Annotated in this window: 11 protein-coding genes; 6 read left to right on the top strand and 5 right to left on the bottom strand. The window is 44.2% G+C overall.

Annotated elements, in window-relative coordinates:
- Positions 1-66: 66 nt before the first annotated feature.
- From DV872_RS01700 to DV872_RS01690, 3 genes are all read right to left on the bottom strand, one after another.
- The gene (locus tag DV872_RS01700; RefSeq protein ID WP_114628106.1) at positions 67-855 is read right to left on the bottom strand and encodes an FMN-binding protein; all 789 of its coding nucleotides are present in this window, start codon (positions 853-855) and stop codon (positions 67-69) included.
- 180 nt (positions 856-1,035) lie between these two features.
- Positions 1,036-1,734 carry a LysM peptidoglycan-binding domain-containing protein gene (locus DV872_RS01695; protein ID WP_114628105.1) on the bottom strand — a complete coding sequence of 233 codons (699 nt, stop codon included), beginning with the start codon at positions 1,732-1,734 and terminating at the stop codon, positions 1,036-1,038.
- Positions 1,734-2,198: a hypothetical protein gene (locus tag DV872_RS01690; protein WP_114628104.1), complete on the bottom strand. Its 465-nt coding sequence runs from the start codon at positions 2,196-2,198 to the stop codon at positions 1,734-1,736. The genes DV872_RS01695 and DV872_RS01690 overlap by 1 nt, the downstream gene beginning before the upstream one ends.
- A 295-nt stretch (positions 2,199-2,493) precedes the next feature.
- On the opposite strand from DV872_RS01690, the gene DV872_RS01685 reads away from it, so the two are divergent.
- On the top strand, positions 2,494-3,831 hold the full coding sequence (locus tag DV872_RS01685; RefSeq protein WP_114628103.1) for a PHP domain-containing protein: 1,338 nt from the start codon (positions 2,494-2,496) through the stop codon (positions 3,829-3,831).
- On the opposite strand, the gene DV872_RS01680 is transcribed toward DV872_RS01685, so the two are convergent.
- A complete protein-coding gene (locus tag DV872_RS01680; RefSeq protein WP_114628102.1) occupies positions 3,828-4,391 on the bottom strand; it encodes a YkgJ family cysteine cluster protein in 564 nt (187 codons plus the stop codon). The genes DV872_RS01685 and DV872_RS01680 overlap by 4 nt on opposite strands.
- 9 nt (positions 4,392-4,400) lie before the next feature.
- Positions 4,401-6,326 carry a long-chain fatty acid--CoA ligase gene (locus DV872_RS01675; RefSeq protein ID WP_114628101.1) on the bottom strand — a complete coding sequence of 642 codons (1,926 nt, stop codon included), beginning with the start codon at positions 6,324-6,326 and terminating at the stop codon, positions 4,401-4,403.
- Between the two features lie 236 nt (positions 6,327-6,562).
- On the opposite strand from DV872_RS01675, the gene DV872_RS01670 reads away from it, so the two are divergent.
- The 5 genes from DV872_RS01670 (at position 6,563) to DV872_RS01650 (ending at position 13,330) form a co-directional block, all read left to right on the top strand.
- Positions 6,563-7,693 carry an SDR family NAD(P)-dependent oxidoreductase gene (locus DV872_RS01670; RefSeq protein ID WP_233516404.1) on the top strand — a complete coding sequence of 377 codons (1,131 nt, stop codon included), beginning with the start codon at positions 6,563-6,565 and terminating at the stop codon, positions 7,691-7,693.
- A gap of 37 nt (positions 7,694-7,730) precedes the next feature.
- Positions 7,731-8,993 carry a zinc-binding dehydrogenase gene (locus DV872_RS01665; protein WP_114628099.1) on the top strand — a complete coding sequence of 421 codons (1,263 nt, stop codon included), beginning with the start codon at positions 7,731-7,733 and terminating at the stop codon, positions 8,991-8,993.
- Positions 8,994-9,085: 92 nt separating this feature from the next.
- Positions 9,086-10,519 (top strand): rhamnulokinase family protein, encoded by a 1,434-nt coding sequence (locus DV872_RS01660; RefSeq protein ID WP_114628098.1) that lies wholly within the window; start codon positions 9,086-9,088, stop codon positions 10,517-10,519.
- Between the two features lie 36 nt (positions 10,520-10,555).
- The gene (locus tag DV872_RS01655) at positions 10,556-11,203 is read left to right on the top strand and encodes an HAD family phosphatase (protein ID WP_114628097.1); all 648 of its coding nucleotides are present in this window, start codon (positions 10,556-10,558) and stop codon (positions 11,201-11,203) included.
- A 93-nt stretch (positions 11,204-11,296) separates the two neighbouring features.
- Positions 11,297-13,330 carry a transketolase gene (locus tag DV872_RS01650; RefSeq protein WP_114628096.1) on the top strand — a complete coding sequence of 678 codons (2,034 nt, stop codon included), beginning with the start codon at positions 11,297-11,299 and terminating at the stop codon, positions 13,328-13,330.
- The last annotated feature ends 92 nt before the right edge of the window (positions 13,331-13,422 follow it).

The following is a 13,422-nucleotide window of genomic DNA, read 5'->3' as shown; positions in this document are numbered from 1 at the left end:
AATTAAAAAAGGGCTGTACCCGATATTCAGTACAGCCCCTGTTATTGAAGTTTTAAACTTTAATGATTAACGTTTGGCTCCAGACATTGCTTCGTTCAGCAGTGTATAGAAGGGATCAAGTCCGATTGTTGCACCGGAGATTGCGTCGGGCTGACTTACGTCCTGAGACATAATAACTTTGCCTTCAACAGCGTTGGACTGCTCAAACCAGGGAGCGATAGCGCCGGCTTTTTCAACCATTCCATACTCTCCGTCTATAGAAGCCTGAGCTTTGTTTTTTCCGCCGCCTTCAGCAAGGGCATCCCAGCTTACAGAGACGATATAACCGGAAGTTACAGTTACATCAACAAAGTATTTGTATCCATGGTCGAATGCAGCCTGTTCAGCATGGTATGTTCCATCTTTATAAGGACCATATCCCACAGGACCGGCAGCAAGTGCTTCTTTTACCAGACTTACAAAGGGTTTAACCTTGATTGTTGCACCGGAAACGGCGTCTGTATGTCCATCAGCGTCTGACAGGGTAATCGCATTGATATCCTGCTTTTTGATCAGCATCTTTTCAACAGCTTCAGCCTGCTTCCACCAGGGAGCGATGGCGTTACCATGGGCAACCATTCCATATTTATCAGCTCTGGACATTTCATCTTTGGTAATTCCACCATTGATATTAGAACCGTTCCAGGCTACTTCTTTGATCTTTCCGCGTTTAACCACGAGAGTTACATTGTATTTCCATCCGGATCCGGGGAACTCAGTTTCCTGGGCAAAATATACGCCGTCAGCTGGTTTTTCGGCGAATACCGAAGTTGTTGCAATCAGAATCATGGAAAAAATAACTAGTGCTTTCTTCATATAGGGTCTCCTTCGTTGACTGTTTTTATTAACTCAGTCACGTTTTAAAATAAGGATTGAATTATCACTCAATCTAATTAATAGTATTTTACCCTACATTCAAATACGTATCAATAAATAAATATTGAATTATATAGTAAAAATGTAATTAACCAGTTCTGAAACAGAAATTGTATCCGCTTATCTGATTTCTCCCTTGTTCCAGGTTCCACTGCGCTCTTCGCCTGACTGTGCGGGAATATCCAGGATCAGTCCGGGATGGATCAGGTGGGGATTGTTCTCATCAACCAGTTTATCCTTGTTGGCTTCATATAGTTTTTTCCACATCCATGGATCGGAGTAAATAAAGTCATAGCCTGCGATGTTCCACAGGCAGTCTTCTTTACCACTGGGAAGATCTCGTACCACATATCGTGAGGGGAGGGGACCACCACCTTCTCTGGGCATATAGACAATGGCTGAAAGTAAATCGATTCCCTTTAAGGAAGTCTCGTAACTGTCCTCATAACTCTCGCCTCTGAATTCCTGGTATGCCTGTTCGTACAGTTTCTTACCCTCTGCATACTCATCAGGGAAATTTACTGCACCGTTTATATTGGCAGCCGAGTTCAGACTCTTCTCAAATCTTCTCAAGGCACTGTTGGCCTTGTAACGATTCAGCATCATAGCAATCCATTGATCTGATAGGGCTGCATATTCCTGAGACTCTTCTGCAAGGCTTTTTGCTTCCAGATAATCACCTTCATCAAAGGCAATCTCACTCTGTCTTTTTAATTCCAATGATTTTCTGTAATCAGGATTATCTTTGAGGCTCTGGGCAAACACTGAGCTTCCCAAAACTATTAATGTAATAAAGAGGAGAGTCCTTTTAAAATTCATTACTGGTCTCCTTCGGAAGCTTCTTTCTGAGCTTCTTCGGCATTCTTTTCTACATTGGCAATTGCTTCATCCGCAGCCTTCATGGCGGCAAGAGCTTCCTGTTTCTTCTGTTCGGCTTTTTTAGCGGCGCTGCTGTAGCTTTTTTCAGCACTGTTATACTCTTCTACGGCTGCTTCAAAGTCATTACCCGCCATATAGGATTCTGCAGAGGCCATATACTCTTCACCTTCTTCGAAAATCTCTTTAGCAGCTTTAGGGGCTTTAGCTTCAACGGCTTTCTCTCTGGTTGTTTCTGCTGAGGCTTTGGCCGCCGCGGCTGATTCTGAAGTGGCAGCCGGTTTTTCTACGGGGGCAGGGGTGGGTTCTTCCACAGGAGCTTCCGGTGCGGATGCACAGGACATGGGAAGAATTAAAAGGGCTATGAATGCTGCAGGGTAAAGCAACTTTTTGATTTTAGAGTTCATTTTGTCTCCTTGCTGACAAGATTCCATTCTTGCAGCTTTATTTATAGTAAACAGCGAAGATCGTATATAGTTTCGATGTTTACCAACTTAAACCTTTATAAACAGGTTTCCGGTTTTAACCTTCTACCAGTAATATAAATAATTTTTACCAGAATATAACTACTTATATGAGGAAAAACAAAGGTACATTGATGATTTGTTCATGAACTTACTGTGAACTTCACTTGTTAAATCCTTTTTTATGAAATAAAATAATCTATACAATGAAACCAAAAAGAATGGGAAATGAAAGAAAATGATAAATTTAAAACCTGAGCAGCAGTTATCTCTCCTTAATAAGGGCCTAAAAGAGGAACATCTATCCGCCCTTAAATCCTTCACAGAAGATAAGAAACTGATGTCCCTTCTCCCCCGGGAGTCGGAAGAAGTCAATAATCATGTACACACAGCCTATTCTTTCAGTCCTTATTCTCCTGCGGCAACTGTATGGTTTGCCCGTAAAGCCGGATTAAAAGCCGTGGGCAGCATGGATCACGACAGTATCTCTGCGGCGAAGGAAACTCTTGAAGCCGGAAAAATACTGGGAATGGCAACGACCGTGGGATTTGAACTGCGGGTCAACTTTACAGGAACAGCTCTGGAAGGCCGAAAATTTAATAATCCGGACTCAAGCAATATAGTCTATATGACAATCCATGGTGTTCCCGAATCCAGGATCAAGGAAGCTGAAGATTTCTTAAAACCTCTGCAGGATAAGAGAAATCAGAGAAACAGAATACAATGTGAAAAGCTGAACGCCCTGATAGCTCCTTTTGGACTGGAACCCCTTGATTTTGAAGACGATATTGCATCTCTGTCTGAATGGAAAGACGGCGGCAGCATCACTGAGAGGCATATCCTTTATGGATTCTCAATCGCCCTTGTAAAGAAATTCGGAAAGGGAGCAGCCCTTGTTGATTTCCTGGAAAATACCATGGATATATCCTTAAAGGGTAAGATTAGGGAAATTCTGATGGATGAAGGAAACCCTCATTATCTTTATGACCTGCTTGGTATTCTCAAAGGCAATTATCTACCCAGCTTCTTTGTTCAACCTGATGAAGAGGAGTGTCTCTCTGTTTATGATGTAGTTAGTTTTGCAAATAAGATTGGAGGGATTCCCAGTTATGCCTATCTGGGAGATGTGGGAGAAAGCCCTACAGGAGATAAGAAGGCGGAGAAGTTTGAGGATGAATTCCTTGATGAACTGATACCGGAATTGAAGAAGATTGGTTTTAAAGCCATTACCTATATGCCTCCCCGTAATACTCTTGAGCAGCTTCTGCGGGTACAGAAATTCTGCAGTAAGTATGAACTGATGGAAATAAGCGGTGTGGATATTAATTCCTCCAGGCAGAGTTTTAACTGCCCTGAGATTCTACAGCCTGAGTTCTCCCATCTTATCACTGCTACATGGGCTCTTATTGCTCATGAGAAGCTGACTTCTATTAATGAAAAGTGGAGTCTCTTTCATAAGGATAATCCTCTGTCATCCCTGAGTCTCAATGAGCGTATCAGCCGATATGCAGAGTGGGGTGAGAATATGGATCGTTTTCATCCGGAGAAGATTGCCGAACTGGCTGATTTTTCCTAGGCGAATATTTTTGCAATGGGAATGCGCTTCTGTCCTATGAAGGGCTTTCCCTCTTCACATTCAAGAAAATCCTGGTTCAAAGACTTGAGCCGGGTATTCCACTCTTCCATATTAAGGACATCTTCGGGATCAAAGAGATCTTCCATAGTCTCTTCGGTAACTTCTGTAAAGTTCAGGTCGCACCAGCTGATCTGCCATTCAGGTTCATCCTGGTTTGACCGCTGACCTTCAAGGTTATATTCTTCGATCATATAAAGAAGAGGCAGACCGTGGGTCCGGCAGATCAGAGGGCGGAAGGGATAGAGCAGGCAACTGTCATTTACAAGCATTGAGCATCGTCCAGGATCGTTCTTTTCGGGAATATGGACGGGGGCTTCATTCTCTCTTGCCTGGTTTAATGCATACCATTCCAGGGGAAGAACTGAGAGGTCAGTACAGCAGTCGGCGCATCCTTTTCTGCATACCATATATTCATCATACAGCTTATTAAGTCTGTCAGCCTCACCGCTGACTTCCGTCAGCAGTTCGCGGTAAAGAGCTATAATTTTATCTGTATTCAAGAAGCCTCCCTAATCTTTCAGATCAAAGAGACTCCTTATGATCTTGAGATTTTCTCCATTCATTATATCAGAGCCTGAAGCTTCGTACATGCTGTTAATTCTATCCTGATAAAAATCTCGTACCTTATATCGGACAAGTTTCATTGTAGAGTTGATCAGCTGCTCTTTTTCAGAAAATGCCTCTTCTATTACAGCAAAGGTTCCGGGGACCCACTGAGAGGGAATGGTTGAATTGTTTTTAAAGCTGTAAAAAGATTCTTTGATGATTTTCAATACTTCTGTGGCTGTGGAGGCTTTACCGGACTTTATCAGTTTATTGACTTCAGCTTCATCAAGGGTTATCAGAGCAGAAGTAAACTTCATCTGTTCATTGTAGGCCATAATCTGATTTATATATGGGCAGTTATTGAGGATCGCCTCTTCAATGGTTTCGGGGGAGTACTTCTCTCCGTCCGCTGCAATCAGAAGGGCCTTGGCTCTTCCGGTAATTACAAGAAAGTCATCATCATCCAAATAACCCAGGTCTCCGGTCCACAGCCATCCATCCCTGAGGACTTCGCTGCTTGCTTCCACATTTTTATAATAACCCTTCATTACATTTTCACCGCGGATTACCAATTCCCCGGGGACTCCAGGTTCAGCTTCGTTTTCATCATCTTTCATTATTCTTGTTTCAATTGAAGGAAGGACGACTCCGGATGTTCCGAACTTATGTCTCGTTGGAATATTTGAACAGATAACAGGAGTTGCTTCTGTCAGTCCGTATCCCTGATATATGGGAGCTCCGATGGCATTGAAAAATTCCTGCTGTGAAACTTCAAGAAGGGCCCCTCCACCTACACAGAACTGAAGATCACCACCGAAAATACTAAGCACCTTTGGGAAAACCAGTTTCTGTGCCAGGAAGTAATCGAATCCATAGCGGAGGCGGATTGGGAAAGATGCCTTACGGAATCCATCTCTGTGAATCTTTATTCCCGCTGTAACCCCTCTGGTAAAGATGCCGTTGATAAAATTCCCCTTGGCAGCAACACCTGCCTGGATTTTTTTCATAAAGTTTCCAGAAAGTGCCGGTACAGTGAGCAGGAAGTAGGGTTTGGATTCAACCAGGTTGCCGGGAATGTTTCGCAGAATTGCCATTCCGCCGCCCCTGGCATCAACAAAATACAGTGCCAGACCGCGTCTTAATCCAACATAGATACCCACAGTATGGGCAAAGGAGTGATCCAGAGGCAGGATTATAAGAGTTTTTTCCCTTTCAGGAATATAAAATGATTTTACAGCATCGGCGCTGTTGGAATAGTAATTAAGGTGGGTAAGCATTATACCCTTGGGGTTTCCTGTTGTTCCTGATGTATAGCTGATGGTGATAACATCATCTTCTTTGATATCTTCTAGTCTTTTACCAAGCTCCGTAGATACAGCCTCATCGCTGTTTTTACCTTCTGCAATAAAATCTTTATAAAGGATTAAGTCTTTTCCAGGAGTCATACCGGCTTTTTCCGCTCTCTCCATAACATCACCGCCAAAATTACTTAGAACGATGACCAGTGATTTATTGTCCAATGAATCCTGAATATTGAGAATCTTTTCCAGTGAGTTTTCAGATACTATAATTACTGAGGATTCAGAATGATTGAGCCGGAAAGGGATTTCTTCTTGAAGAAGTTTGATGGATAGGGGAACAGCTATACATTGAGCCTTGAGAATACCAAATTCTGAAATGACCCAGTTTCTTCTTCCTTCTGACAGGATGGCAATCTTGTCCTCTTTTTTGATACCCCTTGCGATAAGGGCTTTGGCAAAGAGAGCAGACTCTTCTTCTACGGTTTTAAAAGTTTTAGGAACCCAACCGCTATCTTCTTTCTGTACAACATAGGGATCATTTTGATATTTTACTGCTGCTTCGGACAGCATGTTAATTACGGTTCTCATTTTCGGGCTCCTGTATTATGCGTTATTGACATATTAACAGATAGTGTCTGTATGTCAATAAAGGCAGATCAGGCTTCTTTCAGTACCCTGTAGATTTCCATTAAGGGGAAGAATCCTTTTCATTCTTTTTCTAAGCTGTTTTTATTGAAACTGTTTTTTTACAATTGATTTAAAAAGCTTTGTGAAATATAATCGAAGGCAATACGAAAGCTAAAAGATAGATAAAGGAAAGCAATGTGAATAAGATCAGTATAGCAGCTGCCTGTATAAGGGGACTCAGCTTTGATGGAGAAAAAGGGAAGATCATTTCCTACTTTCCCGAGGCTTATATAGGGAAAGGTGATATTCTTCAGCTTCCTGTTTTACCGGATGAAGAAGATAAAATTATTGATCAGATCAAAGCTGCCTGGTCAGGTCAAAAGATTATTACTCTGGCAGATGGCGGATCATTTATTATTGCAGACTCCTATGATGAGGCACAGTCAGTTTTTGCCGGCAGTCTTTCAGCAGTTCAGAGTGAAAAAAAATCTGAAGGGTTTGTTCCGGCAGTTGCCGACAAGGTTGCCCTGGTCACTGGCGGAGCTCAGGGATTCGGAGAGGGTATGGTGCGCCAGCTATCTGCTGCGGGAGCCTATGTCTTCATCGCAGACATGAATATAGACGGCGCCGAAGCACTTGCCGTCAAGCTGAACAAAGAACAGGGTTCCACCCGGGCATTTGCCTTGAAAGTTAATGTAACAGATGAAGAATCTGTAGAATCCATGATGGATCAGGTTGCCCTTACTACAGGTGGAGTTGATATCTTTATCAGCAATGCGGGAGTGCTCAAGGCGGGAAGTGTTAAGGAAATGGCACTCAAGGATTTTCAATTTGTCACAGACGTTGATTATACAGGTTTCTTTATCTGTACGAAATTCGCCTCCAGGCTGATGGCTGTGCAGAATGCCCCCAGCGGGATGTATTTCAGTGACATCATCGGAATCAGTTCCAAGTCTGGTCTTGAAGGTTCTAATAAGAATGGTGCCTATGCTGGAGCCAAGTTCGGAAGTCTTGGTCTGACTCAGAGTTTTGCACTTGAGCTGGTCACAGACAATATCAAGGTCAATTCAATCTGTCCCGGTAACTTCCTGGATGGACCTCTCTGGTCAGATCCCGATAGAGGACTCTTTGTTCAGTATCTGAACACTGGGAAGGTTCCGGGAGCCAAGACTCTGGCGGATGTACGTAAGTTTTATGAAGACAAGGTTCCCATGAAAAGGGGATGTGAGACTAAGGATGTGGTGAAAGCCATCTATTATATTGTGGATCAGAAGTATGAAACCGGTCAGGCCATTCCCGTTACCGGCGGCCAGGTAATGCTTAACTGATTCGGAAAGAAAAAGAACTATATCACAGGAGAAAACTATGAAAACTAAAGCAGTAAGACTATATGGTAAGAATGATTTGAGATTGGAGGAGTTTGAACTTCCCCAGATTAAGGACGACGAGATTCTGGCGACTGTTATTTCTGACAGTATCTGTATGTCATCATATAAAGCGGCGTCTCAGGGGGCGGATCATAAGAGAGTTCCCGATGATGTGGATCAGAATCCCATTATTATCGGCCATGAATTCTGCGGTGAAATCCTGGAAGTGGGTTCCAAGTGGAGTAAACAGTTCAAGGCCGGGCAGAAGTTTTCAATTCAGCCTGCTCTGAATTACAAGGGTTCTCTGGATGCTCCCGGTTATTCTTTCCAGCATATCGGTGGAGATGCCACACAGGTTATTATTCCCAACGAAGTTATGGAGATGAACTGTCTTCTTCCTTATGAGGGAGAAGCATATTTCATGGGATCACTGAGTGAACCTGTATCCTGTATCGTTGGAACCTATCATGCCATGTACCATATTCCCCAGGGAACCTATATCCATGATATGGGAATCCGTAAAGGTGGAAATCTGGCCATTCTTGCAGGTGTGGGACCCATGGGACTGGGAGCAATCGACTATGCTATTCATGCACCCATCAAACCGGGGCTTCTGGTTGTAACCGATATTGATAATGCACGTCTGGAAAGAGCGGCTTCCATCTATACTGTGGAGGAAGCAGCAAAGAACGGTGTGAAACTTGTCTATAAGAATACTAAAGACAGCAGCGATCCTATTGCGGATCTGATGGCTGAGACCGGGGATGCCGGATATGATGATGTACTTGTTATGGCACCTGTTCGTCCTCTTGTTGAACAGGGAGACAAAATTCTCACTAAAGACGGTTGTCTGAACTTTTTTGCAGGTCCTTCGGATACTGAGTTCAAGGCGGAGCTGAATTTTTATGATGTACACTATGCTTTTCATCACATTGTGGGAACAAGCGGTGGAAATACAGATGATATGAAAGAATCCCTTGAGATGATGGGTGACGGTCGTCTGAATCCTTCAGCCATGATTACACATGTCGGCGGGCTGGATGCGGTTGTAGAGACTACCTTGAATCTGCCCAAAATCCCCGGTGGAAAAAAGCTGATCTATAATCATAAGAAAATGCCCCTTACGGCACTCATTGATTTTGAAGAGAAGGGTAAATCTAATCCCCTCTTTGCAGAGCTGGACAAACTGGTGAAGAAGCATAATGGTTTATGGAATGTAGAAGCAGAGAAATATCTGCTTAGCAATGCCGAAGCTATCTAATTTAAACTGAATCAATTTTAGTCCCCGGAGTGAATTCCGGGGATTTTCTGCTTAATCGGCAGAGATCTTATATATAAAAGAGAGGATATCTGATGAAGAAATATATTGCTGTGGATCTGGGAGCATCCAATGGAAGGGTTATTGTTGGAAACCTTGAAGGCTTTGAGGTTACGAACCGTTTTCCCACCTGGAATATTCGTCTGGGAGACAGTGTGTATTGGGATATCCTTGCTATCTTCAATGAGATAAAGAAGGGAATTAAAGAAGCTGTTAAGCTTTATCCTGAAGATATTGTGAGTATCGGAATTGATACCTGGGGAGTGGATCATGGACTTCTGGATAAGAATGGTGCCCTCATCGGAAATCCATATATGTATAGGGACAGCCGAACGGATACAGCCATGGAAGAAGTATTCAAGGTAGTACCCCGGAAAGAAATTTATGACAGGACAGGTATTCAGTTTAATCAGTTCAATACCCTTTATCAGCTCTGGGCAATGAAACGGGATTCTCCCGAAATTCTGTCTGCAGTAAAGCATTACCTTTCAATTCCTGACCTATTGAATTACTGGCTTACGGGTGTAATGAAAAATGAGTTTACCCATGCCTCCACCACCCAGCTTATGAATCCCCATACGGGAGAGTGGGATACAGAATTGATGGAGAAGCTTGGAATCCCTTCAGATATCTTTGAAGAGATCGTTCCTTCAGGTTCTGTTATCGGAAGCCTGGCTCCTCATGTTGCAGATGAACTGAATGCTCCTGAGTCTATCAGGGTTGTTGCTGTGGGAGCCCATGACACGGCATCCGCTGTTGCTGCGGTTCCTGTGGAAGAGGGAAAAGACAATCTTTTTATCAGTTCCGGGACATGGTCTCTTTTAGGTGTTGAATCAGAGACTCCTGTGATTAATGATAAAACCTTCAGTTATGACCTTACCAATGAAGGAACCGTCAGTGGAACCACACGTCTTTTAAAGAATATTATGGGTATGTGGATTCTTCAGGAATCCAAGGGTTACTGGGATGAATATGAGAAGAAGTACAGCTGGGATGAGTTGTCTGATATGGCAAGGGCAAACGGTCCTGTCGACTGGCATCTTAATCCCAATGATCAGAGCTTTTTTGCTCCTTCATCCATTGATGATCCCATGCCGGAACGCATCAGAAAATTCTGTGTAAAGAACGGCTGGAAGGCTCCCTCTTCTATAGGTGAATTTGTCCGTGGTATTTTTCAGGGACTTGCCGAGACCTATGCGGCTACAATTGATGCTCTGGAAGATATAACATCCAAAAAATATAATGAGCTTTATATCGTGGGCGGCGGCTGCAGGGATACGCTTCTCTGTGAACTGACTGCCGAGATCTCAGGGCGAACTGTATTTGCCGGTCCGGGAGAGGCGACGGCTCTGGGTAATATTATGATTCAGATTCTGGCTTCCGGTGAAATAACATCAATTCAGCAGGGTAGGGATCTGCTGCGTAAGACTCAGGATATTGTTGAATATAAACCTGCCCCTGTTAACTGAGAATCAACGGCATCTGCCGTAAAAATGTGAGGAATTATGCTGAAAGCAGTTTTATTTGATATGGATGGTGTGCTGGCTGACTCGGAGGAGTTTATCTGTGAAGCCGCCATGAAAATGTTTGCTGAAAAAGGTCTTGAAGTGAAGGCTGAGGATTTTCTCCCCTTTGTGGGTGCCGGTGAAAACCGCTATCTGGGGGGTGTTGCCGAAGCCTATGGATTTGAGCTGGGAAGTATAGATGAGGCCAAGGCCAGAACCTATGCCGTATACGGTGAAATCATAAAGGGCCGCCTGAAAGAACTGCCCGGTGCTGCTTCTTTTGTTAAACGCTGCCGCAGAGAGGGATGGAAATGTGCCCTGGCGACCAGTGCAGATCATACAAAGATGGTTTTCACCATGAATGAAATAGGATTATCACTGGATCATTTTGATGCCTGTATCAATGGCCTTGATGTAGAGCATAAAAAACCCTTTCCTGATATTTATCTGGAGGCTGCCCGTATGCTGGGAATAGATATCAAAGACTGTCTAGTTGTGGAAGATGCTGTAAATGGTGTACAGGCCGCCAGGGCTGCCGGAGCCAGATGTCTGGCCCTGACTACAAGTTTTTCAAGAGATGAATTAAGGGGTGCAGATTGGTTCGCAGCGGACCTTTCAGATCTTCCCGAAGAGGCTGTTAAGTGGTAATATCCTGTTTAACTGTATCAATTAATGGGAAAACAATAAACAAATGACGAGCTTCTACTACCCCTTGAAGCCGTCAAAATAAGAGGAAGACACGTGAGTAACGAAGTTATCAACAAGGGAGCGGACAATATCCGTATCCTCTCTGCCGCTATGGTTGAGAAAGCAAAATCAGGTCACCCCGGCGGAGCTATGGGTGGAGCCGATTTCGTCAATGTTCTGTTTTCAGAGTTTATGAATTTTGACCCCAGTGATGGTAAATGGATCAACAGAGACAGATTTTTCCTAGATCCCGGGCATATGAGCCCTATGCTTTATTCCATCCTGTCCTTTTACGGACATTACAGCATGGATGAGCTTTCCAATTTCAGACAGTGGGGATCTCCCACTCCCGGGCATCCCGAAGTAGACTTTTCCCGGGGTGTTGAAAATACATCCGGCCCCCTGGGACAGGGACATACATTTGCAGTCGGTGCCGCCATTGCCGAAAAATTCCTGAAGGATAAATTCGGTGAATGGATGAATCATAAAATCTATACCTTTATCTCTGATGGTGGTGTTCAGGAAGAAATTTCACAGGGTGCTGGTAGAATTGCCGGAAACCTCGGACTGAATAACCTTGTTATGTTCTATGACTCAAATGATGTTCAGCTGTCCACAACAGTTAAAGAAGTAACATCAGAAAATACTGCTCAGAAATACAAGGCCTGGGGTTGGAAAGTCCTGGAAATTGCAGGTAATGATGCTGACGCCATCAGAGGCGCTTTGACTGAAGCCAACAAGCCCGGTGACAAACCGGTTCTTATTATCGGAAAAACCATTATGGGTAAGGGTGCTGTAACAGCAGAAGGTGCCAACTTTGAAGGTGAAGTTTCTACACACGGTCAGCCCCTGAGTGCTGCCGGTGCTTCCTTTGAGAAGACCATCAAAAACCTCGGTGGAGATGCAGAGAATCCCTTTGTTATATTTCCTGAAGTTCAGGAATGGTTGGACGGCGTTATCAAGGCCAAGACAGCCGCTGCTGCTGCCAAAAAGGCAGAACAGGGCGAATGGGCCAAGTCCAACCCCGCTCTTGCTGCCAAACTGGAACAGTTTTACAGCAAGAAACTCCCTGCCATCGACTGGAAAGCCATTGAGCAGAAATCTGGTTCTGCAACCAGAGCAGCATCGGCTTCCGTATTGAGTGTCCTCGCTGAAAACGTGGAAAACATGATTGTTTCTTCCGCCGACCTCAGTAACTCTGATAAGACCGACGGATTCCTGAAGAAGACAAGAGCCATCACAAAAGACGATTTCGGCGGAGCCTTCCTCCAGTCCGGTGTCTGTGAACTTACCATGGCCTCCATCTGTAACGGTCTGGCTCTCCACGGTGGAATCATTCCTGCCTGTGGTACCTTCTTTGTATTCTCTGACTACATCAAGCCCGCACTGAGAACTGCTGCTCTTATGGAACTGCAGGTCATCTATGTCTGGACTCATGATGCATTCCGCGTTGGAGAAGACGGACCTACCCACCAGCCTGTTGAGCATGAAGCTCAGCTGAGACTGATGGAACAGCTTCAGAATCATTCTCATAAAAACTCTACCCTGGTTCTCCGTCCTGCGGATGCCCAGGAAACAACTGTTGCCTGGAAAATGGCCTTGGAAAACAAGGATTCTCCCACGGCGTTGATCTTGTCCAGACAGAATATCACCGAGCTGCCCGCCGCTTCCGGCGACAGAGTCTCCGAAGCCTTCAATGCTGAGAAAGGTGCCTATATCGTTGAGGAAGCAGGGGGAACTCCCGATGTTGTTCTCGTGGCTTCAGGATCTGAAGTATCCACCCTCGTTAGTGGTGCCGCTCTTTTAAGAGAGAAGAAAGGTCTGAAGGTTCAGGTTGTTTCAGCTCCCTCTGAAGGTCTTTTCAGGAACCAGACCGCTGCTTACCAGAGCAAAGTTCTTCCTGCCGGAATTCCTACATTCGGTATGACCGCTGGTCTGCCTGTAACTCTGCAGGGTCTTGTTGGAGCTACGGGAAAAGTCTTTGGTCTGAACAGTTTCGGTTTCAGTGCTCCTGCTGCAGTTCTGGATGAAAAACTGGGTTATACTGCAGAGAATGTTTTTAATCAGGTAATAGATTTTCTCGCTTAATTTTCACATTTGTAAGTAATTAAGAGATATTTTTAGGAGGTCCGGGTTTCCCCGGACCTTTTTTTGTTTTATTCTGTCTACAGTTGTTCAGT

Source organism: Oceanispirochaeta sp. M1 (assembly GCF_003346715.1).
Taxonomy (GTDB): Bacteria; Spirochaetota; Spirochaetia; order DSM-2461; family DSM-2461; genus Oceanispirochaeta.
The sequence above is the reverse complement of the archived record's forward strand: the minus strand, read 5'-3'. Positions and strand labels throughout refer to the sequence as shown.